Annotated in this window: 16 protein-coding genes; 14 read left to right on the forward strand and 2 right to left on the reverse strand. The window is 41.7% G+C overall.

The window, feature by feature from the left end; all coding sequences use genetic code 11:
- Positions 1 to 9: 9 nt before the first annotated feature.
- Positions 10 to 690: a 3-keto-L-gulonate-6-phosphate decarboxylase UlaD gene (locus IHV77_RS06885; RefSeq protein WP_194811264.1), complete on the forward strand. Its 681-nt coding sequence runs from the start codon at positions 10 to 12 to the stop codon at positions 688 to 690.
- Positions 691 to 784: 94 nt separating this feature from the next.
- Here the strand turns inward: IHV77_RS06885 and IHV77_RS06890 are convergent, their stop codons facing one another.
- Positions 785 to 1,504: an MgtC/SapB family protein gene (locus IHV77_RS06890; RefSeq protein WP_194811265.1), complete on the reverse strand. Its 720-nt coding sequence runs from the start codon at positions 1,502 to 1,504 to the stop codon at positions 785 to 787.
- 154 nt (positions 1,505 to 1,658) lie between these two features.
- Here IHV77_RS06890 and rimO point away from each other — a divergent pair, with 154 nt between their 5' ends.
- The 11 genes from rimO to IHV77_RS06945 all read left to right on the forward strand — a co-directional run bounded on the left by rimO (position 1,659) and on the right by IHV77_RS06945 (position 18,468).
- A complete protein-coding gene (rimO, locus tag IHV77_RS06895; RefSeq protein WP_194811266.1) occupies positions 1,659 to 2,996 on the forward strand; it encodes a 30S ribosomal protein S12 methylthiotransferase RimO in 1,338 nt (445 codons plus the stop codon).
- Positions 2,997 to 3,018: 22 nt separating this feature from the next.
- A complete protein-coding gene (locus IHV77_RS06900; protein WP_194811267.1) occupies positions 3,019 to 5,007 on the forward strand; it encodes a UDP-glucose:protein N-beta-glucosyltransferase in 1,989 nt (662 codons plus the stop codon).
- Between the two features lie 289 nt (positions 5,008 to 5,296).
- Positions 5,297 to 6,040 (forward strand): MlaA family lipoprotein, encoded by a 744-nt coding sequence (locus tag IHV77_RS06905; protein ID WP_194811268.1) that lies wholly within the window; start codon positions 5,297 to 5,299, stop codon positions 6,038 to 6,040.
- A 48-nt stretch (positions 6,041 to 6,088) separates the two neighbouring features.
- Positions 6,089 to 6,478: a RidA family protein gene (locus IHV77_RS06910; protein ID WP_194811269.1), complete on the forward strand. Its 390-nt coding sequence runs from the start codon at positions 6,089 to 6,091 to the stop codon at positions 6,476 to 6,478.
- Between the two features lie 292 nt (positions 6,479 to 6,770).
- Positions 6,771 to 7,262, forward strand: coding sequence for a 50S ribosomal protein L10 (rplJ, locus tag IHV77_RS06915; protein ID WP_077427021.1), 492 nt, complete (start codon positions 6,771 to 6,773; stop codon positions 7,260 to 7,262).
- Positions 7,263 to 7,316: 54 nt separating this feature from the next.
- Positions 7,317 to 7,688, forward strand: coding sequence for a 50S ribosomal protein L7/L12 (gene rplL / locus IHV77_RS06920; RefSeq protein ID WP_049357197.1), 372 nt, complete (start codon positions 7,317 to 7,319; stop codon positions 7,686 to 7,688).
- Positions 7,689 to 7,993: 305 nt separating this feature from the next.
- The gene (gene rpoB, locus IHV77_RS06925) at positions 7,994 to 12,022 is read left to right on the forward strand and encodes a DNA-directed RNA polymerase subunit beta (RefSeq protein ID WP_194811270.1); all 4,029 of its coding nucleotides are present in this window, start codon (positions 7,994 to 7,996) and stop codon (positions 12,020 to 12,022) included.
- A 112-nt stretch (positions 12,023 to 12,134) separates the two neighbouring features.
- The gene (gene rpoC / locus IHV77_RS06930) at positions 12,135 to 16,403 is read left to right on the forward strand and encodes a DNA-directed RNA polymerase subunit beta' (protein WP_194811271.1); all 4,269 of its coding nucleotides are present in this window, start codon (positions 12,135 to 12,137) and stop codon (positions 16,401 to 16,403) included.
- A gap of 140 nt (positions 16,404 to 16,543) precedes the next feature.
- A complete protein-coding gene (locus IHV77_RS06935) occupies positions 16,544 to 17,548 on the forward strand; it encodes a hypothetical protein (RefSeq protein WP_194811272.1) in 1,005 nt (334 codons plus the stop codon).
- Between the two features lie 21 nt (positions 17,549 to 17,569).
- Complete coding sequence (locus IHV77_RS06940) at positions 17,570 to 18,103, forward strand: GNAT family N-acetyltransferase (RefSeq protein ID WP_194811273.1); 534 nt, start codon at positions 17,570 to 17,572, stop codon at positions 18,101 to 18,103.
- 8 nt (positions 18,104 to 18,111) lie between these two features.
- Positions 18,112 to 18,468, forward strand: coding sequence for a hypothetical protein (locus IHV77_RS06945; protein WP_228549995.1), 357 nt, complete (start codon positions 18,112 to 18,114; stop codon positions 18,466 to 18,468).
- A 40-nt stretch (positions 18,469 to 18,508) separates the two neighbouring features.
- Here the strand turns inward: IHV77_RS06945 and pepD are convergent, their stop codons facing one another.
- Entirely contained in the window at positions 18,509 to 19,963 is a 1,455-nt protein-coding gene (gene pepD / locus IHV77_RS06950; protein WP_194811275.1) for a beta-Ala-His dipeptidase, read from the reverse strand.
- A gap of 105 nt (positions 19,964 to 20,068) precedes the next feature.
- Between pepD and gpt the strand changes: the two genes are divergently transcribed.
- The gene (gene gpt, locus IHV77_RS06955; protein WP_194811276.1) at positions 20,069 to 20,536 is read left to right on the forward strand and encodes a xanthine phosphoribosyltransferase; all 468 of its coding nucleotides are present in this window, start codon (positions 20,069 to 20,071) and stop codon (positions 20,534 to 20,536) included.
- A 264-nt stretch (positions 20,537 to 20,800) separates the two neighbouring features.
- Entirely contained in the window at positions 20,801 to 24,277 is a 3,477-nt protein-coding gene (dnaE, locus tag IHV77_RS06960) for a DNA polymerase III subunit alpha (RefSeq protein WP_194811277.1), read from the forward strand.
- Positions 24,278 to 24,326 lie beyond the last annotated feature (49 nt).

Below are 24,326 nucleotides of genomic sequence, written 5' to 3' on the forward strand. Positions count from 1 at the left end.
GAACATACTATGTCTAAACCATTACTTCAAATCGCACTTGATTCATTAACCCTTGAAAAGGCCGTTGGTGATGCTAAACAGGCGGAATCCTTAGTGGAAATCATTGAAGTCGGCACAATTTTAGCTTGTGCCGAAGGGATGAAAGCGGTGAGTACATTGCGTGCTTTACACCCAAATCATATTATCGTATGCGATTTAAAAACAACGGACGGCGGTGCGATTCTGGCTAAAATGGCATTTGAAGCAGGGGCAGATTGGCTCACCGTTTCCGCAGCGGCTCACCCGGCAACTAAAGCCGCTTGTAAGAAAGTTGCAGACGAATTTAATGCCGCCCACCCGGAACTTAAAGTGAAAAAAGAAATTCAAATTGAGATCTATGGCAACTGGACGGTAGAAAAAGATGCCAAAGAATGGGTGGATTTAGGAGTGAAACAAGCGATTTATCACCGCTCCCGTGATGCCGAACTTGCCGGTAAAGGCTGGACAGAGGAAGATGTGGAATTAATGAAAAAATTATCTGCATTAGGTTTAGAGCTTTCCATTACAGGCGGTATCGTACCGGAAGATATTCATTTATTTAAAGAAATCAAAAATGCCAAAGCTTTTATTGCCGGTCGCGCATTAGTGGGTGAAAAAGGTAAAGCTACTGCTGAAGCGATTCGTGCGGAAATAGACAAATACTGGGCATAATTTGGGGTTCACTATAATCCTTTAAGCAAAATAGGGGAAAGCGATGGACGTTTTATCCTATTTTATTACAAGTATGAGAAAGGGAAGGCGGCAGTTAGTTTTCAAATAATTCCACACTTAACACGTCTTCTTCCGTTTTGAGTAAAGTGTAAACATCTTTGATGATCGTGTTATCAATGGCAAAACATCGAATTTGCACGCGAACTTCGCCATTTGCCAAATCTTTTACCGCAAGATTTTCAATCCGGTAATCATTTTGAATCAATAAATTTGTGATGATGGCTATCGCGCCGGATGAACGGAGATGGATGCTAATTTTGGTTTTCTTTTTGCGACCTTTGCGGCGAATTAAACGCTGTACCATTGGGCTAAAGCGAATGGCAATTAAGATCATTGCCGTGGCGATAAAGGCATCAAAAATAAACCCTGCTCCGGTCGCAATCCCGATACCTGCCGCCGCCCAAATTATTGCGGCGGTAGTTAAACCTGAAATAGCATCATTCTTTTTATGCAAAATCACGCCGGCACCTAAGAAACCGATACCGCTGATAACTTGGGCGGCAAGACGCATTGGGTCGGTACGAATATTTTCGGATACTTGGGCATAATGTTCGGCCGCTTGAATAGAAACGATGGTTAGCGTACAAGTTGTGATAGCGATAATGGCGCAAGTTTTAATGCCGACAGGTTTATGTTTCAGTTCGCGTTCTAACCCGATAATGCTACCCAAGATTAACGCCAAAAACATTTTTCCGAGAATGGTTAAGTGAAGAGAGGCGAAAAGTGCGGTCAAAATAAGAGGTGGATTTTCCATAATGCAAGGTTGTTTTGATAATAATTGTGGAAATTCTAACGGTTTGAAAAATGAAAATATACTCAAATTTACGATATTTTTACGTTTATTCGTTCGACTTTCATTGGGAAGTTGAGTAGAATCGCGCCTTAAAAATAAGCGGAGAGATAACTTTATGCAAACTTCTACTCCAAACATTGGTTTTGTGAGTCTTGGTTGTCCGAAAAATTTAGTGGATTCCGAACGTATTTTGACGGAATTACGTAGCGATGGTTATAACATCGTACCGAGCTATGAAAACGTCGATTTAGTGATCGTCAATACCTGTGGCTTTATTGATAGCGCAGTTCAAGAATCTTTAGAAGCGATTGGAGAAGCACTGGAGGAAAACGGTCGTGTGATTGTAACCGGTTGTTTAGGTGCAAAAGAAGATCGCATCCGCGAAGTGCATCCGAAAGTGTTAGAAGTTACCGGGCCGCATAGTTATGAAGCCGTGATGGAACAAGTGCACAAATACGTGCCGAAACCTACCCATAATCCATATATTAGCCTTGTGCCGAAACAAGGTGTAAAGCTTACCCCGAAACATTATGCCTACTTAAAAATTTCTGAAGGTTGTGATCACCGTTGTACGTTTTGCATTATTCCTTCTATGCGTGGTGATTTGGAAAGCCGTTCTATTACACAGGTGTTGGATGAAGCCAAACGTTTAGCCGAAGCTGGCGTGAAAGAGTTGCTTGTCGTTTCGCAAGATACTTCTGCCTATGCTATGGATGTTAAACGTCAGGAAGGGGGAACAAAAACCGCCTTTTGGAATGGAATACCGATTAGAAATGATTTAATGACCCTTTGTAAACAATTGGGAAAACTTGGTATTTGGGTGCGTTTGCATTACGTTTATCCGTATCCGCACGTAGATGATTTAATTCCATTAATGGCGGAGGGCATTTTATTGCCCTATTTGGATATTCCGCTCCAACACGCCAGTCCGAAAATTCTTAAAGCAATGAAAAGACCGGGTTCTATTGACCGCACTTTAGAGCGTATAAAAAAATGGCGGGAAATTTGTCCGGATTTAACCTTGCGTTCGACCTTTATCGTTGGTTTTCCGGGAGAAACGGAAGAAGATTTTCAATTATTGCTTGATTTCCTGAAAGAAGCACAGCTTGACAGAGTTGGCTGTTTTAAATTCAGCCCTGTTGAAGGTGCACCTGCCACCGATATGTCGGAGCAAGTGCCGGAGGAAGTAAAAGAAGAACGTTACCATCGTTTTATGCAATTACAGCAAGAAATTTCAGCTAATCGTTTGAAACAAAAAGTTGGAAAGGTTGTTGATGTTTTAGTGGACGAAATTGCTGATGACGGAATTATCGGACGTTCCAAAGCCGATGCTCCGGAAGTTGACGGCTTAGTTTATGTTGATAATTTAAGCGGTATTAATATAAAAATCGGTGAAATAATTAAAGTAAATATTACCCATTCGGATGAATATGATCTTTGGGGAACTTGTTAATTAAAAGTAAAAGGTAAATAAAATGTCTGAAGTTAAAAAACCGAGTGTTGTTCGTTTCGAAAAAGAAGTGGCAGCCAAAAATTATGAAGAAGCTTGTGTTGAATTACTTGAGATTCTTGGGAAAATCGATTCGAATTTCGGTGATATTCAAGATATTGAGTTTGATTATCCCGAACAACTAAATACACTTGCGCAAGATAAAACTGTTTATTTTTGTACACGTATGGCGGTAGCGATTACTCAGTTATTTAGTGATCCTAAATTAGAGATTTCGCTTTCCGGCGCACAACGTTTCTTAACATTACAACGCTGGTTAAACCTGATTTTTGCCGCATCGCCTTTTGTGAATGCAGATCACATTTTACAAACGTATAACCGTAATCCTGCTCCTGAAAATCCATTGGATATTCATTTGGATTCTTCAAAAGCCGCAGTAATTAAATTCTGTATTTTATATTTACCGGAATCCAACGTTAATCTGAATTTGGATGCGTTATGGGATATTGATCCGGAACTTTGCGCCTCCCTTTGCTTTGCCTTGCAATCCCCTCGTTTTATCGGGACACAGCAATCATTCGGTAAACGCGGTGCTTTATTACAATGGTTTCCTGAAAAATTAGCTCAAATTCATAATTTAAATAATCTTCCGAGTGGTATTTCTCACGATGTGTATATGCATTGTAGCTATGATATTGCTTCAAACAAACATCTCGTGAAAAAGGCATTAAATCAGGTTATTCGCCGCCATTTGGTTGAATTAGGTTGGCAAGATCGCGATGTAACGAAATTGGGCGATCGGAACGGCAAACCCGTTATGGTGGTATTGCTTGAGCATTTCCATTCCGCGCATTCTATTTATCGCACGCATTCAACTTCAATGATCGCCGCGCGTGAACGTTTCCATTTAATCGGTATCGGTAGTCAAGCGGTGGATGAAGCCGGTAGAGCCGTTTTTGATGAATTCCATCTGCTAGATAAGAATAATATCTTTGATAAGCTGAATTTCATAAAAGATATTTGTGATAAAAATGGTGCGGCGGTGTTTTATATGCCGAGTATCGGTATGGATCTCACCACCATTTTTGTAAGTAACACAAGAGTTGCGCCGATTCAAGTGATTGCCTTAGGTCACCCGGCAACGACACATTCCGATTTCATTGAATATGTTATCGTAGAAGATGATTACGTAGGTTCTGAAGATTGTTTTAGCGAGACGTTGCTACGCTTGTCGAAAGATGCGCTCCCTTATGTACCTTCTGCCCTTGCACCACAAAATGTAGAGTATCGCTTGCGTGAGAATCCTGAAGTGGTGAATATCGGTATCGCTTCGACAACGATGAAATTAAACCCGTATTTCTTAGAAGCCTTAAAAGCAATTCGTGATCGCGCAAAAGTAAAAGTGCATTTTCACTTTGCATTAGGTCAATCAAGCGGTATCACACACCCGTATGTTGAGCGTTTTATTAAAACTTATTTAGGTGATGATGCAACCGCACATGCCCATTCCCCTTACCACGAATATCTCAGAATTTTACATAACTGCGATATGATGGTGAACCCGTTCCCATTCGGTAATACCAACGGCATTATTGATATGGTCACCCTTGGTTTGGTGGGCGTTTGTAAAACCGGTCCGGAAGTGCATGAACATATTGATGAAGGTTTATTTAAGCGTTTAGGTTTACCGGAATGGTTAATTGCAGACACCGTAGATGAATATGTAGAACGTGCGATACGTTTGGCTGAAAATCACGAAGAACGTTTAGCTTTACGCCGTCATATTATTGAAACCAACGGTTTGAAAACCCTCTTTACCGGAGATCCAAGCCCAATGGGTAAAGTGTTATTGGAAAAATTCGAGGAGTGGAAAGCTGCAAATTTAGGTGAGAAACCGAAGAAAAAAGTGCCGGCTAAAAAAGCCACATCAAGTAAAAAAAGTGCGGTCAAATCCGAAGGTAAATCTGCGGAAAAGAAAACTTCCGGAAAAACCGTAAAGAAAACGAAAAAATAGGTAAAAATCCCTAAAAGAATTTCATACCATTGCTAAAACCTCTAGATAAATACCTAGAGGTTTTATCATAGACGTATCAAAAAGAAATGCCGGTGTAGGAAGTATCCGTAAATCTTCAATAAACCCTTCATAAGGGTTTATCGTACGGGCCTCACCACCCGAATTATGGTAGAGATCCACAAGTTAAATAATGATGAAAGCGGCTTTATAGCCGCTTTTTTACTTTTATAGCTTGAGTTATGTGCTGTCTGGGTTAGAATAACGTCAATTTTTTCAAAGACGAATACAAATGAAAACACAGGTAGTTTTGACCGCTCTTTTAGGAGCGATAATGTTAGCCGGTTGTGCGACAAAACCAAATGGTGAGCGTAATGATCCGATGGGAGGTTTTAACCGCACTATGTGGAATTTCAACTACAATGTAGTGGATCGTTATGTGCTGGAACCTGCGGCAAAGGGTTGGCGTGATTATATGCCGACTCCGGTAACAAAAGGGCTTTCTAATGTGGTGAATAATTTAGACGAGCCGGTAAGTTTTGTAAACCGTATGATTGAAGGTGAACCGAAAAAAGCATTCGTGCACTTTAATCGCTTTTGGATAAATACCGTATTCGGTATCGGCGGGTTATTTGATTTCGCCAGTGCGAGCAAAGATCTACAGGTTTATGAGCAACGCGGATTTGGTGAGACCTTGGGCAGTTATGGTATTGATGCCGGTGCTTATATGGTATTGCCGCTTTATAACGCAACGACACCTCGGCAATTAACCGGTGCCGTAGTTGATGCGGCTTATATGTATCCGTTCTGGGATTGGGTTGGAGGCCCGTGGTCACTGGTAAAATATGGTGTTCAAGCGGTGGATTCCCGTGCGAAGAACTTGGATAATGCGGAGTTACTACGTCAAGCCCAAGATCCTTATGTAACATTCCGTGAGGCTTATTTCCAAAACTTAGAATTTAAAGTAAATGACGGCAAGGTTAAGGAAGGTTCGCAAAAAGAGCTTTCTGATGATGTATTAAAAGAAATCGACTAATAAAAAGTGCGGTTATTTTGACCGCACTTTTCCAAAAGGGAGAAAATTATGACAAAAATTATTCATACTGAAAAAGCCCCGGCGGCAATCGGTCCTTATGTTCAAGCGGTGGATTTAGGAAATTTGGTGCTGACTTCCGGTCAAATTCCTGTTAATCCGACAACCGGTGAAGTGCCTTCTGATATTGTCGCACAAGCCCGTCAATCTTTGGAGAACGTAAAAGCGATCGTTGAGCAATCCGGTTTAAAAGTCGCCGATATTGTAAAAACGACGGTTTTTGTGAAAGATTTAGGTGATTTTGTGGCGGTGAATGCAGAATATGAGCGTTTCTTCAAAGAAAATAATCACCCGAATTTCCCTGCCCGTTCTTGTGTAGAAGTGGCGCGTTTACCGAAAGACGTTGGTTTAGAAATTGAGGCGATTGCAGTAAGAAAATAATATAAGGTATCGTTTTCGGATCTTTTTTCGACAAATGGCTTTACAAGAAAATGGATTCACTCTATAATCCTGCGTCTTTGTTATAGCTTATAGGCTATAACTAAATTTCTGGTTGGTGCTTGACCTATTCAAGCCCCGTCCAAGACCGTAGGGGATAGCTATCTTAATAATCCTACGTAGATGGTGTACAGAATAAGAATTTTTCTTGCTTCTGGGCACCGAAGTCGTCCTAATCTTCGGATAGGGTAAATTAATTCCGAGAAATCGGAGTGTATTCAGGAGCTAAAAGCCAATGGCATTAAATCTTCAAGACAAACAAGCAATTGTTGCTGAAGTAAATGAAGCAGCCAAAGGTGCACTTTCGGCAGTAATCGCAGATTCCCGCGGTGTAACTGTTGATAAAATGACTGAATTACGTAAAGCAGCTCGTGAAGCGGGTGTAACAATGCGTGTGGTTCGTAATACTTTATTACGCCGTGCAGTTGAAGGCACAGATTACGAATGCTTAAAAGATACGTTTGTAGGTCCAACACTTATCGCATTCTCTAACGAACACCCGGGTGCGGCAGCACGCTTGTTCAAAGAGTTTGCTAAGGCAAACGATAAGTTTGAAATTAAAGGTGCAGCCTTTGAAGGTAAAATCCAAGATGTTGAATTCTTGGCAACATTACCGACTTACGAAGAAGCGATTGCACGTTTAATGGGCACAATGAAAGAAGCTGCGGCAGGCAAACTTGTTCGCACTTTTGCGGCATTACGCGACAAATTACAAGAAGCGGCTTAATCATTAAGCGTTTCTTACTTCATTTAACTTTATTTACTTTAGGAATTGATTGTTATGTCATTAACTAACGAACAAATCATTGAAGCGATTGCTTCTAAATCTGTGACTGAAATTGTTGAATTAATCGCAGCAATGGAAGAAAAATTTGGTGTTTCAGCAGCGGCAGTAGCAGCAGCTCCGGCAGCAGGCGGTGCAGCAGCGGCAGCAGAAGAGAAAACTGAGTTTGACGTAGTTCTTGCTGAAGCAGGTGCTAACAAAGTAGCGGTAATCAAAGCAGTACGTGGTGCAACCGGTTTAGGCTTAAAAGAAGCTAAAGACTTAGTTGAATCTGCTCCGGCTAACTTAAAAGAAGGCATCTCTAAAGAAGAAGCTGAAGCACTTAAGAAAGAATTAGAAGAAGCAGGCGCGAAAGTAGAAATCAAATAATTTTTGATTCGCTTATGTCCTGTTCTTCAGGCTTAATGGCTGGTGGTTTACCATCAGCCATTTTGTGCTATCAAAATAGCATAAAAAAACAGGCGATTATTTTCCGTTTAATAGTACCTGTTTCCACTCAAATTAAAGAAAAAATGAAGGTTTTAGTTTGAGTAACCCACTACAGAAGTAAGGTTCAGAGTGCGGTTTCTGAAAACGGTGTCCATACTTTGATGTAAGAAAATGTTAGTAAAAATGACCGCTCTTTTTCTTGTGTCAACTCAGTCTCACTAAAATTGATAGAGGAAAACCAACCAATGGGTCTCTCCTATTCTGAGAAAAAACGAATTCGTAAAGACTTCGGCAAACGTCCGCAAGTTTTAAATGTACCTTATTTATTAACCATTCAATTAGATTCGTTTGATAAATTTATTCAAAAAGATCCGGAAGGTCAGCAAGGCTTAGAAGCGGCTTTCCGTTCTGTTTTTCCAATTGTTAGCAATAATGGCTATACCGAATTACAATATGTTGATTACCGTTTAGAAGATCCGGAATTTGATGTGCGCGAGTGCCAAATTCGCGGTTCAACTTATGCGGCAGGCTTACGAGTAAAATTACGTTTAGTGAGCTACGATAAAGAATCGTCTTCACGCGCTGTTAAAGATATTAAAGAAAATGAAGTATATATGGGGGAAATCCCGTTAATGACAGACAATGGTACCTTTGTCATCAATGGTACCGAGCGTGTTATCGTTTCACAATTACACCGTAGTCCGGGCGTATTTTTTGACTCTGACAAAGGAAAAACACATTCCTCAGGTAAAGTGCTTTATAACGCACGTATCATTCCTTACCGTGGTTCTTGGTTAGATTTCGAGTTTGATCCGAAAGATAATTTATATGCGCGTATCGACCGTCGTCGTAAATTGCCGGCAACCATCATTCTTCGTGCATTAGGCTATACAACAGAAGAAATCTTAAATTTATTCTTTGATAAAGTCATTTTTGAAATTGCCGATAATCAATTATTAATGGCACTTGTGCCGGAACGTTTACGTGGTGAAACCGCTTCTTTCGATATTGAAGCGAACGGAAAGGTATATGTTGAACGAGGTCGCCGTATTACCGCACGTCATATCAAAGCGTTAGAGAAAGATAAGGTGACTCAGGTTGTTGTACCGACCGAATATATTGTCGGTAAAGTCGCTGCAAAAGATTATGTAGATTTAGAATCCGGTGAAATTATTTGTTCTGCAAACGGTGAAATTTCTTTAGAAATTTTGGCGAAATTAGCACAAGCCGGCTACAACGCTATAGAAACATTATTTACTAACGATTTAGACTACGGCCCGTATATTTCCGAGACTTTACGTGTTGATCCGACTTACGACAAAATCAGTGCCTTATATGAAATCTACCGTATGATGCGTCCGGGTGAACCACCGACACCGGAATCTTCAGAAGCATTATTTAATAATTTATTCTTCTCTGCGGAGCGCTATGATTTATCGGCGGTAGGTCGTATGAAATTCAACCGCTCTTTAGGTATTCCTGAAGGTGTGGGGAGCGGTATTTTAAGCAATGAAGATATCATCGGTGTGATGCGTAAACTCATTGATATTCGTAACGGTCGTGGTGAAGTAGATGATATCGACCATTTGGGTAACCGTCGTATCCGTTCGGTGGGTGAAATGGCAGAAAACCAATTCCGTATCGGTTTGGTTCGTGTGGAAAGAGCGGTTAAAGAACGTTTATCTTTAGGCGATTTAGATGCGATTACCCCACAAGACTTAATTAACCCGAAACCGATTTCCGCGGCAGTAAAAGAATTCTTCGGTTCTTCGCAACTTTCGCAATTTATGGATCAAAACAACCCATTATCTGAAGTAACGCACAAACGTCGTATTTCTGCATTGGGTCCCGGCGGTTTAACGCGTGAACGAGCAGGCTTTGAGGTACGTGACGTACACAATACCCACTATGGTCGTTTGTGTCCGATCGAAACCCCTGAAGGTCCGAATATCGGTTTGATCAACTCACTTTCTGCATTTGCGCGTACTAACGATTATGGTTTCTTAGAAACACCGTATCGTAAAGTGGTTGATGGTCAAGTAACGGAAGAAATCGAATATTTGTCCGCGATTGATGAAGCAAACTATATTATTGCGCAGGCAAACTCAAACTTAGATGAAAATAACCGTTTTACCGATGCCTTTGTAACGGCGCGTGGTGAACGTGGTGAGTCAGGCTTATACAAACCTGAAGACATTCACTATATGGACGTTTCAACCCAGCAAGTGGTGTCTGTGGCGGCTGCATTGATTCCGTTCCTTGAGCACGATGATGCGAACCGTGCTTTGATGGGGGCGAACATGCAACGTCAAGCAGTACCGACATTACGAGCGGACAAACCGTTAGTAGGCACGGGGATGGAAAAACCAATCGCCCTTGATTCCGGTGTAGCGGTTGTCGCAAAACGTGGCGGTACGGTGCAATATGTTGATGCTTCGCGTATCGTTATCAAAGTCAATGAAGATGAAACGATCGCCGGTGAAGCGGGTATTGATATTTATAATTTAATCAAATACACCCGTTCCAACCAAAACACCTGTATCAACCAAATCCCTTGCGTGAATTTAGGTGATCCGATTAACCGTGGTGAGGTGTTGGCTGACGGGCCGTCAACGGATTTAGGTGAATTAGCCTTAGGTCAAAATATTCGTGTCGCGTTTATGCCTTGGAACGGCTATAACTTTGAAGATTCGATGTTAGTGTCCGAGCGTGTGGTTCAACAAGATCGTTTCACAACGATTCACATTCAAGAGCTTTCTTGTGTGGCGCGTGATACGAAATTGGGTGCGGAAGAAATTACTGCAGATATTCCAAACGTTGGTGAATCCGCATTAAGCAAATTGGATGAATCCGGTATTGTTTATGTGGGCGCAGAAGTGAAAGGCGGCGACATCTTAGTCGGTAAAGTGACTCCTAAAGGTGAAACCCAATTAACACCGGAAGAAAAATTGTTACGTGCGATTTTCGGTGAAAAAGCATCTGATGTGAAAGATTCTTCATTACGCGTACCGAATAGCGTAACCGGTACGGTTATTGACGTACAAGTATTTACCCGCGATGGCGTGGAAAAAGACAAACGTGCGTTAGAAATTGAAGAAATGCAACTCAAAGAAGCGAAGAAAGACCTTTCTGATGAATTGGAAATCTTAGAAGCGGGCTTATTCGCACGTGTTCGCAATCTTCTTATCGCAGGTGGGGCAGATGCCGCGCAATTAGATAAATTGAATCGCACTAAATGGTTGGAACAAACCATTGCGGATGAAGAAAAACAAAACCAATTAGAGCAGCTGGCAGAGCAATACGAGGAGCTTCGTAAAGAGTTTGAACATAAACTTGAAGTGAAACGTAAGAAAATCATCAAAGGCGATGATCTTGCACCGGGTGTATTGAAAGTGGTGAAAGTTTACCTTGCGGTGAAACGCCAAATCCAACCGGGCGATAAAATGGCGGGTCGTCATGGTAACAAAGGGGTTATCTCAAAAATCAATCCGGTTGAAGATATGCCGTACGATGAAAACGGTCAACCGGTTGAAATCGTGTTGAACCCACTGGGCGTACCGTCTCGTATGAATATCGGTCAGATTCTTGAAACCCACTTAGGTTTAGCGGCAAAAGGTATTGGTGATCAAATCAATGCAATGCTCAAACAAAAACAAGAAGTGGAAAAATTACGTAGTTATATTCAAAAAGCGTATGACTTGGGTAACGGTTCACAAAAAGTGGATTTAAGTACCTTCAGTGATGAAGAAGTATTACGTTTAGCAGAAAACTTACGTAAAGGTTTGCCGGTAGCAACACCTGTGTTTGACGGTGCGGCTGAAGCGGAAATCAAGGAGTTATTAAAACTCGGTGGTTTGCCGACGTCAGGTCAGATCACATTGTATGATGGCCGTACCGGTGAGAAATTTGAGCGCCCGGTAACCGTAGGTTATATGTATATGCTCAAATTGAATCACTTGGTTGATGACAAAATGCACGCACGTTCAACCGGTTCTTATAGCCTTGTAACGCAACAACCGTTGGGCGGTAAAGCACAATTCGGTGGTCAACGTTTCGGTGAGATGGAGGTATGGGCGCTTGAAGCATACGGTGCGGCTTACACCTTACAAGAAATGTTAACCGTGAAATCCGATGATGTGAACGGCCGTACGAAGATGTATAAAAATATCGTAGGCGGTAACCAGCATATGGATCCGGGTACGCCGGAATCTTTCAATGTAATTATGAAAGAGATCCGCTCACTTGGTTTAAATATCGAGTTAGACGAAGAGTAATGATAAGTAGGGTGTGAATATACCTTACGAAAGAAAATCGCAGAAGTGCGGTCAAAATTCTCCGAGATTTTCAACCGCACTTTAAACCTTTAACTCCGACAGGAGAACATTTGTGAAAGACTTAGTTAAGTTTTTAAAAGCACAGTCAAAAACCAGTGAAGATTTTGATGTGATTAAAATTGGGTTAGCCTCACCGGATATGATCCGCTCATGGTCGTTCGGTGAAGTAAAAAAACCTGAAACCATTAACTACCGTACATTCAAACCTGAACGTGACGGTCTTTTCTGCGCACGTATCTTCGGGCCGGTAAAAGACTACGAATGTTTATGTGGTAAATATAAACGTTTAAAACATCGCGGTGTAATTTGTGAAAAATGTGGTGTGGAAGTTACCCAAACTAAAGTTCGTCGTGAACGTATGGGACACATTGAATTAGCATCACCCGTAGCACACATTTGGTTTTTAAAATCACTTCCGTCCCGTATCGGTTTATTACTTGATATGCCGTTACGCGATATTGAGCGTGTACTTTATTTTGAAATGTACATCGTGACCGAGCCGGGTATGACGGATTTAGAGCGCGGTCAATTGTTAACCGAAGAACAATACCTTGAGGCAGAAGATCGCTGGCAAGATGAATTTGAAGCGAAAATGGGGGCGGAAGCTATCCAAGATCTCTTAAAAGGTATGGATCTTGAGGTGGAGTGTGAAAAATTACGTGAAGAATTGCAAGAAACCAATTCTGAAACCAAACGTAAGAAAATCACTAAACGCTTAAAATTATTAGAAGCCTTCGTTCAGTCCGGCAATAAACCGGAATGGATGGTGATGACCGTATTACCTGTGCTTCCGCCTGATTTACGTCCGTTAGTACCGCTTGATGGTGGGCGTTTTGCTACTTCGGATTTGAACGACTTATATCGCCGCGTTATTAACCGTAACAATCGTTTAAAACGTTTATTAGATTTAATCGCGCCGGATATTATCGTACGTAACGAAAAACGTATGTTGCAAGAATCTGTAGATGCGCTATTGGATAACGGTCGCCGTGGTCGTGCGATCACCGGTTCTAATCGCCGTCCGTTGAAATCATTAGCGGATATGATTAAGGGTAAACAAGGTCGTTTCCGTCAAAACTTACTTGGTAAACGTGTGGATTACTCCGGTCGTTCCGTAATCACCGTAGGACCATACTTACATTTACACCAATGCGGTTTGCCGAAAAAAATGGCATTGGAATTATTCCGTCCGTTTATCTATGCGAAATTAGAAAGCCGTGGTTATGCAACCACCATTAAAGCGGCGAAGAAAATGGTTGAGCGTGAAGATGCTATCGTGTGGGATATTCTTGCGGAAGTGATTCGCGAACACCCGATTCTATTAAACCGTGCGCCGACACTTCACCGTTTAGGTATCCAAGCCTTTGAACCGATTTTGATCGAAGGTAAAGCGATTCAATTACACCCGCTTGTTTGTGCGGCGTTTAATGCGGACTTCGATGGCGACCAAATGGCGGTTCACGTTCCATTAACGTTAGAAGCACAGCTGGAAGCGCGTGCGTTGATGATGTCAACCAACAACGTACTTTCTCCGGCAAACGGTGATCCGATTATCGTTCCATCGCAAGACGTGGTGTTGGGTCTTTACTATATGACCCGTGAAAAAGTAAACGGTAAAGGCGAAGGAATGTTATTACAAGACCCACGCGAAGCGGAAAAAGCATATCGCACCGGTCAAGCGGAATTACATTCTCGCGTAAAAGTGCGTGTTACCGAATATGTGAAAAATGAAGCGGGCGAATTTGATGCGAAAACCACATTGACTGATACCACTATCGGCCGTGCAATTTTGTGGATGATTGCTCCGCAAGGTATGCCGTATTCATTATTCAACCAAACATTAGGTAAAAAAGCCATTTCAAAATTGATTAACGAGGCTTACCGCCGTTTAGGCTTGAAAGAAGCGGTAATGTTTGCAGACCAAATTATGTACACCGGTTTTGCTTACGCAGCACGTTCTGGTTCATCTGTCGGTATTGACGATATGGTGATTCCTGAGAAGAAATACGAAATTATTTCTGCAGCGGAAGAAGAAGTGGCGGAAATTCAAGAACAATTCCAATCAGGTCTTGTTACCGCAGGTGAACGTTATAATAAAGTAATCGATATTTGGGCCGCAGCGAATGAACGCGTCGCAAAAGCAATGATGGAAAACCTTTCAACGGAAGAAGTTATCAACCGTGAAGGTAATCCTGAAAAACAAGCGTCATTCAATAGTATCTTTATGATGGCGGATTCCGGTGCGCGTGGTTCTGCGGCACAGATTCGTCAGTTAGCCGGTATGCGTGGTTTGATGGCTCGTCCGGACGGTTCGATTATCGAAACGCCAATTACTGCGAACTTCCGTGAAGGTTTGAACGTATTGCAGTACTTTATTTCAACCCACGGTGCACGTAAAGGTTTGGCGGATACCGCATTGAAAACGGCAAACTCCGGTTATTTGACCCGTCGTTTGGTTGATGTTGCGCAAGACCTGGTGATCATTGAAGACGACTGTGGTACGCACGAGGGCTTGGTAATGACCCCGTTAATCGAAGGTGGTGATGAAAAAGTTCCGCTTCGCGAGTTAGTATTAGGTCGTGTTGCTGCGGAAGATATTTACAAACCGGGTACGGAAGAAGTCTTAATTGCGCGCAACACCTTATTAGATGAAAAACTCTGTGATGTGTTAGATGAAAACTCCGTGGACAGCGTAAAAGTGCGCTCGGTGGTAACCTGTGATACCGACTTCGGTGTGTGTGCGAAATGTTATGGTCGCGACTTAGCACGTGGTCACTTGATCAACCAAGGTGAAGCTATCGGTGTTATTGCGGCACAATCAATCGGTGAACCGGGTACACAGTTAACCATGCGTACGTTCCATATCGGTGGTGCGGCATCTGCGGCGGCGAAAGAATCTAGCGTACAGGTGAAAAATACCGGTACTTTACATTTAGCTAATGCAAAATTCGTAACGAATGATGAAGGCAAATTAGTCTTAACTTCACGTAACACAGAATTAACGGTTACAGATGCATTCGGTCGTACCAAAGAACATTATAAAGTGCCTTACGGTGCGGTATTGAATAAGGCTGACGGCCAAGAAGTAAATGCAGGCGAAACCGTTGCGAACTGGGATCCGCATACCATGCCGGTTGTCTCCGAAGTTTCAGGTTTTGTGAAATTCATTGATATCGTGGACGGTTTAACCGTAACACGTCAAACCGATGAATTAACCGGTCTTTCCTCTATTGTGGTACAAGATGTCGGTGAACGTGCAACGGCGGGCAAAGATTTACGTCCAACCATTAAATTGGTTGATGCAAAGGGTAATGACATTTTCTTACCTGAAACCGATGTTATCGCACAATACTTCTTACCGGGTAAGGCTATCGTAAGTTTGGATGACGGTGCAGCGGTGAGAGTAGGTGAACCATTGGCACGTATTCCGCAAGAATCCGTGGGGACGAAAGATATTACCGGTGGTCTTCCACGCGTAGCGGATCTCTTTGAAGCGCGTAAACCGAAAGAGCCTGCAATTTTGGCAGAAATCTCAGGTGTCGTCTCATTCGGTAAAGAAACCAAAGGCAAACGCCGTCTATTGATTACGCCAATTGAAGGTGAAGTGTACGAAGAAATGATTCCGAAATGGCGTCAGCTCAACGTATTTGAAGGTGAAATGGTACAGCGTGGTGATGTGATCTCCGATGGTGCCGAAACTCCGCACGATATTTTACGTTTACGTGGCGTACGCGCTGTAACCGAATATATCGTGAACGAAGTGCAAGATGTTTACCGCTTACAAGGGGTAAAAATCAACGATAAACACATTGAGGTTATCGTTCGCCAAATGTTGCGTAAAGCGATTATCACCAACGCTTATGATTCCGAGTTCCTAGAAGGGGAACAAGTGGAAGTGGCGCGCGTGAAAATCGTAAACCGTAAACGTGAAGCAGAGGGCAAACCACCGGTTGAATTCGAGCGCGAATTATTGGGTATCACCAAAGCCTCTCTTGCGACGGAATCCTTCATTTCTGCAGCATCGTTCCAAGAAACAACCCGTGTGTTAACGGAAGCGGCGGTTGCAGGTAAACGTGATGAATTACGCGGCTTGAAAGAAAACGTTATCGTAGGTCGTTTAATTCCGGCAGGTACCGGTTTTGCGTATCACCAAAATCGCATTAAAAACCGCCAAAAAGCATTGGAATCATCAGTGAAAGCGATCGAAACTCCGGCTTCATCTTTCGTTACCGATGCGGATATCGAAGCGGAATTTGAATTTGTCGCTGACGATGCAACCCAAAGCCTTGCCGCATTATTAAATTCCGAAATGGAAGATTAATATTGCAAAATAGATAAAACGAAAGCCCCGAATGGGGCTTTTTGTTGAATGAAAAGTTATCTTTGGTTAAATTGCTAAAAATAATAGACGAAAGTACAAGAAATAACATAAAATCATTTAAAAAATTGTAAGGTAAAATTATGAGAAGTTTTTTATTGGAGTATACAAAGCGAGAGGAGGAGGATGTTACTTCTAAAACAGATAAAACAGAAAACGTTGACATTCATGTTAATTTATGGTGTATGAATTCTCAAAAATCTGAGGATACTCCAAGATTCTTTCTTGACTTCGGTTTTATGATTAATGATATTAGTAACATTAATCATATTATTTTGTACTGCCCTTTTTCCGTTAAAAGAGTTGAGGATCTTGGTAAATGTCTTTTTAAAAATAATAATTTAATAGAAGCAATTTTTAATGAAACTTGTGAAGTTACAGGAAATATTCATCCAAATAGAATTAAAGTAATAAAAAAAGGTGATGATTTTAAATCTTCTCAATCATCTGATGGGTTTATAGTTTATAAATTAAGGGAATCATTAATTAAAATTTCAAATAATGATGGATATGGACGTATTGAAATCACTCTAGGAAATATCTTATCTGGAAACGAATCCAAGGTATCATCTTTAAGTGATAAGAAGTATTATTTTAGGATAAGGATAACTCCATCTAAAGATGATATTGAAATATTAAAAAGAGAAAATGAAAAAATTAACCTTCTGCAAGATTCATCCTTAAGAACTACTGAAATTATTGATTTCCGGATTAATGACTTTCGTTCTATTATCGATGATTTAAGAGAGGAAGCTTTTAGACTAAATACATTTAATATATCAAGTATTCATTATTTAATTATGCGAGATGCAACCGATGAGTTTATATCAGGACATAATGAATATAAAAGTAGGGTTTTAGAGAAGAAGGTTTGGGAAGAATATATTTCATTAAATAGTGGCGATATTATTGCATATCATTTTAAGAAAGTATGTGATGGAGATAAATTTATATCTTCTTTTACAAATTTATCGAGATTTAAATATCCATTAAATACTAAAGAAAGGATTATATGGTATGTAGTTGTTATTATAGCAATGTCAGTAGGAGCAAATTGGCTAAGTTCACTTCTGACTAAAATTTTTTAGTTCTTCTTTTGGAGGTTAGTTATGTATCAAATAATAAAGTACTCAGATATTAATCCAGATAGTCTAAAGAGCGCATTTAGTCAATTATCATTAGAATATTTGGAGGATTCTTCAATTATTAAGAGTAACATTCAGAGTAAATCTGAGGAGTTCCTTGCTGAGCTTGTGTATCCAGATATCTTAAGCTGGTATAAAAAAGTTGATCAAGAAATTAGAAAGAATCCAGAAAATAGAGAAATGTTTATCTCTTTATCAAATGAAAGTAATGCATTCTGTATATCGGGATTAATGATTCTGAAAAATACTAGAGATGAAAAGAAAATTTGTACATTACGAGTGGGAGATAAATACCAAGGTCAAGGAATGGGATCTGAATTTTTAGATAAAGCTATTGAATTTTTGGGAACAAATACTCCTTTAATAACTGTGCCAGAAGAATCTGACAAGCTTTTTTCAAAAATTTTTTCAAAATATGGCTTTGAAAAAACAGAGGAAATTTCTGGATTATATAGAGAGGGTAAGAAAGAATATATTTATAATGGACAGTTTAGATGAAAGTTTTAATGTCTATTAAACCAAAATATGCAGATAAAATATTTTTAGGTGAGAAACTCTATGAGCTTCGGAGGAAAATTTTTAAGAAGAGAGTAAACACTATAATTGTTTATTCATCAGCTCCGATAATGAAAGTTGTTGGTGAATTTGAGATAGATGATATTATTGTAAGTACTCCAGAAGAGATTTTTCGAAAATTTAATTCATATATTTGTATTCTGAAAGAGGATTATTTTAGCTATTTCTTAGGCGCAGATATTGCTTACGCAATAAAAGTAGGTAAGGTAATCAAATATTCAGAAACAAAAGATTTAAGTGATTTTGGAATAAATCGTGCACCTCAGTCCTATATTTACATTGAATAATATACGGCTAGAAACACCTAGCCGTATGTTTATAGTAGTATTACTTAACTAAAACATCCCCCAACACCCTCACCAAAATCCCCCAATACATCTCCACCGCCGAAATCTGCACTTTCTCGTCCGGTGAGTGGGCGTTGCGGATAGTTGGACCAATAGATACCATTTCAATATGAGGGTAATGTTCTTTTAATAAACCGCATTCAAGGCCTGCGTGGATCACTTTGATTTCGGGTTGTTTGCCTAGAAGTTCCGCATAATGTTTGGCGGTGAGGTTTACGATGGCGGAATCATTTACCGGTTTCCAGCCGGGATAGGGAGCGGAGAATTCGACTTTTGCACCGGCTAAGGTTGCAATAGAACGGAGTAATTCCGTCACGTAATCTTTGCCGCTTTCAATGAGGGAACGCACTAAAATCGTGCCGGCGACTTTCTCATTTTCGGTCGCTAACACACCGATACTCAATGAGCTTTCCACCACGTTTTTAATTACATCACTATTACGGATAACGCCGTTTGGTAAGGCGTTGAGAAGGTGAATTACGCTTTCTGTACTTTCGGCAGTAAAGACTTTTTCCGTTTTTTCTGAGGTTTCAACAGAAAGGGTTAAATTCGGTTCGACGATTGCCAGTTCTTCTTTGAGTAAAACTTCCAGATTTTTGACCGCACTTTCAAGGGATTTTACATCACCATTAAGGGCGAATACGGCTGCCGCTTCACGAGGAATGGCATTACGAATTGAGCCGCCACGGATTTCAGCAAGCTGAAAGTGCGGTTGATTTTGCGAAAGTTTTGCCAATACACGGGCAAGCACTTTAATCGCATTGGCTCTGCCGGTATGAATATCACAACCGGAATGACCGCCGCGTAAACCTTTTAACGTGAGTTGAAGGCAATGCTCAAAGGTATTGGCTTCACGTTGAATCGGCATTTCCAAATTAGCGTTAATGCCGCCGGCGCAACCGATATAAATTTCGCCGATTTCTTCCGTATCCGTATTAATCAGAATTTTGGATTGCAACCAGTTACGGCGAAGATTTAACGCACCGTCCATACCGGTTTCTTCCGTCATCGTCAGCAAGACTTCAAGGGGTGGATGTGCGATATCGTGACTCTCTAACACGGCAAGGGCTGAAGCCAAACCAATCCCATTATCTGCTCCTAATGTTGTGCCTTGTGCTTTTACCCAGTCGCCGTCAATGTAGGGGCGAATCGGATCTTTGGTGAAATCGTGCGGATTGCCCTCGTTTGCTTGCGGCACCATATCCAAATGCGCTTGGAGTGCAACCGGTGTGCGATTTTCCATACCCGGTGTGGCAGGTTTACGAATCAGCACATTACCGGCTTCATCACGTTCTACAAAAAATTGTTTTTCTTTCGCCCAATTGACAATGAAATTCGCCAACTCATCTTCATAATGAGAGGGGTGGGGGATTGTACAAATTTGATCAAACCATTTCCATAATAGTTGCGGTTGTAATGTGGTAATTTCAGACATTTTCTCTCCTTTTTTGTGAAAAATTTCACGAAATAATAGCATAAAACCCCGTTTCAGGTTATCCTTACGCATTTTTTATTTATCGACAAATTGTAAGGTTTAACTATGAGCGAAAAATATGTGGTGACTTGGGATATGTTCCAAATGCACGCCCGTAAATTATCAGAACGTTTACTTCCTGCTTCTCAATGGAAAGGCATTATTGCGGTGAGCCGCGGCGGTTTGTTCCCTGCTGCCGTATTGGCGCGTGAATTAAGCATTCGTCACGTAGAAACCGTTTGTATCGCCAGCTATCATGAGCACACCAGCCAAGGTGAACTTCAGGTTTTACACGCAGCGGATGTACCAAATGGCGGTGAAGGTTTTATTGTTGTTGATGATTTGGTGGATACCGGCAATACGGCGCGTGCGATTCGTGAAATGTATCCGAATGCAAAATTCGTCACCGTTTTCGCCAAACCCGCAGGTGCAAAATTAGTGGATGATTATGTGATCGACATTCCACAAAATACTTGGATTGAACAACCTTGGGATTTGGGTTTAGTGTTCGTTCCACCTCTCGCAAGAAAATAATATAGAGAGTTTAATTATGGGATCCGTAGGGTGGGCAAATTTTTTGCCCACCATTTCAATCCTGAGATTTTCGGTGGGCAACAAGTTGCCCGCCCTACCTCAATAAATATTGGATATAAAATTTCCTTTGTGTAATTGCTACATAATACTGAGTAATTCCATAGAAGTGCGGTGATTTTTCACCGCATTTTTGTTTGATTGAGCCATGAAAAAAATACCATTAAAATAGACCGCACTTTAGCCTTTAAACAGTAAGGATTTCAAATGACCCAACCTCGTTTTGTCCATCTTCGTACACACAGTGATTTCTCTATGATTGACGGGATCGCCAAAGTGAAGCCATTGGTAAAGGCTTGTGCGGCAAATAATATGGTGGCGATGGCATTAACGGATTTCACCAACTTTTGCGGCGTGGTGCGCTTTTATGGTGAAACCCTTTCCGCCGGCATTAAGCCGATTATCGGTGCGGATGTGCGTGTGCGCAGTACGTTATGCGGTGATGAATTATTTGAATTGACCTTGTTGGCAAAAAATAATGTCGGCTATAAAAACATCACTTTGTTGCTGTCGAAAGCCTATCAGCGCGGCTATGAGGATTTGCCTTATATTGACCAGGATTGGCTGATTGAGCATCGAGAAGGGGTCATTATTTTGTCCGGTGGAACAAAAGGTGATGTGGGTAAAAAATTGTTGAAAGAAAATGCCGCAGAGACGGAAAGTGCGGTCAAATTTTATCAAGAATTTTTTCCTGATCACTTTTATCTTGCCTTAACCCGCACCGGTAAACCGGATGAAGAACGTTATATCAAAGCCGCCTGTAATCTTGCAGAGGAAAAAGGTTTGCCCTTGGTGGCAACCAATGATGTGGTGTTCCTAAAAGCGGACGATGCGGAAGCGCACGAAATCCGCGTGGCGATTCATGACGGCTATACCTTGGATGATCCGAAACGTCCGAAACTTTACACCGCACAACAATATTTCCGCAGTGAAGAAGAAATGTGCGCACTGTTTGCAGATATTCCTTCCGCCCTTGAAAATACCTTATTAATCGCCCAGCGTTGTAGTGTCACATTACGCCTTGGAGAATATTTCTTACCGCAATTTCCAACGGGGGAATTGAGTACCGAAGACTATTTGGTGAAGAAATCCAAAGAGGGATTGGAAGAACGCCTGGCGTTTTTGTTCCCTGATGAAAAAGTGCGGTCGGAAAGGCGTGGGGAATATGATCAACGTTTACAGGTTGAATTGGATGTGATTAACCAAATGGGCTTCCCCGGGTATTTTTTAATCGTAATGGAATTTATTCAGTGGTCGAAAGATAACGATATTCCCGTGGGACCAGGGCGTGGTTCCGGGGCGGGATCGCTTGTGGCTTACGCATTGAAGATTACCGATCTTGATCCGTTGGAATTTGACCTGCTTTTTGAACGTTTCTTAAATCCGGAACGGGTTTCGATGCCCGATTTTGACGTGGATTTTTGTATGGACGGGCGAGATCGAGTGATCGAACACGTAGCGGACACCTATGGGCGTGGGGCGGTTTCGCAAATTATTACGTTCGGTACGATGGCGGCGAAAGCGGTAATTCGAGATGTGGGGCGTGTGCTAGGGCATCCTTACGGCTTTGTTGATCGCATTTCAAAACTCGTTCCGCCTGATCCGGGAATGACTCTTGCCAAGGCTTTTGAAGCAGAACCACAGTTGCAAAAGGCTTATGACAGTGATGAAGAAGTACAAGCACTTATTGATATGGCGCGTAAACTGGAAGGGGTAACGCGAAATGCCGGTAAACACGCCGGTGGTGTGGTGATTTCGCCGACATTAATTACGGATTTTGCTCCGCTTTATTGCGATAGCGAAGGTTTGCACCCTGTCACCCATTTCGATAAAAACGATGTGGAATATGCCGGCTTGGTAAAATTCGACTTCCTAGGGTTGCGAACGCTCACTATCATTAAATGGGCGTTGGATATGATCAATGCGCGTATGGTGCGTGAGGGCAAACCGATGGTGGATATTGCCTCTATTCCATTGGACGATCAGCCGTCTTTCGATTTATTAAAACGAGCCGAAACGACTGCCGTTTTCCAATTGGAATCCCGCGGTATGAAAGATTTGATTAAACGCCTCCAACCGGACTGTTTTGAAGATATTATCGCATTGGTGGCATTGTTCCGCCCGGGGCCTTTGCAATCCGGTATGGTGGATAACTTTATCGATCGTAAACATGGGCGCGAAGAGGTTTCTTACCCTGATGCCAATTATCAGCACGAAAGCCTAAAACCGATTTTAGAACCGACTTACGGCATCATTTTGTATCAAGAGCAAGTAATGCAAATTGCACAAGTGCTTGCCGGTTATACTTTAGGGGGGGCTGATTTATTACGCCGTGCAATGGGTAAGAAAAAGCCGGAAGAAATGGCAAAACAGCGTTCTGTATTTGAAAAAGGGGCGATTAAAAACGGTATTGACGGTGAGCTTTCCATGAAGATTTTCGATTTGGTGGAAAAATTTGCCGGTTATGGTTTCAATAAATCCCACTCTGCCGCTTATGCCTTGGTATCTTATCAAACCCTATGGTTGAAAACGCACTTCCCGGCGGAATTTATGGCGGCAGTAATGACATCGGAAATGGATAATACCGATAAAATCGTTGGCTTGTATGACGAATGTTTGCGTATGGGATTGAAAGTTACACCACCGGATATTAATGTGGGGAAACATCATTTCAGTGTAAACGAAAACGGCGAAATCGTTTACGGAATCGGTGCGATTAAAGGCGTGGGGGAAGGCCCGATTGAGGCACTGGTGAGCGCGCGTAACGAGGGTGGATTTTTCAAAGATTTATTTGATTTATGTGCGCGGGTGGATCTGAAAAAAATCAATCGCCGTACCTTTGAAAGCCTGATTATGTCGGGGGCATTTGATAAACTCGGGCCGCACCGTGCCGCTCTTGCTAAAAATTTGGAAGATGCGCTTAAGGCATCGGATCAACACGCCAAAGATGAAGCTATGGGGCAATCAGATATGTTCGGCGTACTGACCGAATCTCACGAAGAGGTGGAAAACGCCTATGCGAATACGCCGCCTTACTCTGAAAAACAAATTTTAGATGGTGAGCGTGAAACCTTAGGGCTTTATTTGAGTAGCCATCCGGTAAGTCGTTATTTGAAAGAGCTTTCCCACTACAGCTCAACCCGCTTAAAAGAACTCACACCAAATCGTCGCGGACAAATCAGTACGGCCGCAGGGCTTATTGTAGCTTCGCGTATTGCCATCACCAAAAAAGGGAATCGGCTTGGTATTGCCACTTTGGATGATCGCTCCGGACGTTTGGATATTACTTTGTTTGGCGAAAGCTTAGAGCAATTTGGGGAAAAATTGCAGAAAGACACGATAGTCGTGGTTTCAGGGCAAGTCAGTGAGGATGATTTTTCCGGCGGTTTGAAAATGACGGTGCGTGATATGATGACTTTAGACGAAGCGCGTTCACGTTATGCCAAATCTCTTGCGCTCAGTCTTTCCGATGAACAAATCACACCAATGTTTATAAAACAATTAAAGGATATGCTTGCACCAGTTAGTGGTGGCACATTACCCATCAATGTGTATTATCAAAGTCCGAAAGGCAGGGCCTTATTGCGTCTTGGCGTTCAATGGTCGATTACACCGACGGACGATATTCTCTCTGAATTGGTGAATATGTTGGGGGAAAGTGCGGTTGAATTGGAGTTCGGATAATTTATTCAATAGGGACAGGTACGGCTTCCTGTGCTATAATCCCGCCACA

The organism is Rodentibacter haemolyticus (assembly GCF_015356115.1).
Lineage (GTDB): Bacteria > Pseudomonadota > Gammaproteobacteria > Enterobacterales > Pasteurellaceae > Rodentibacter > Rodentibacter haemolyticus.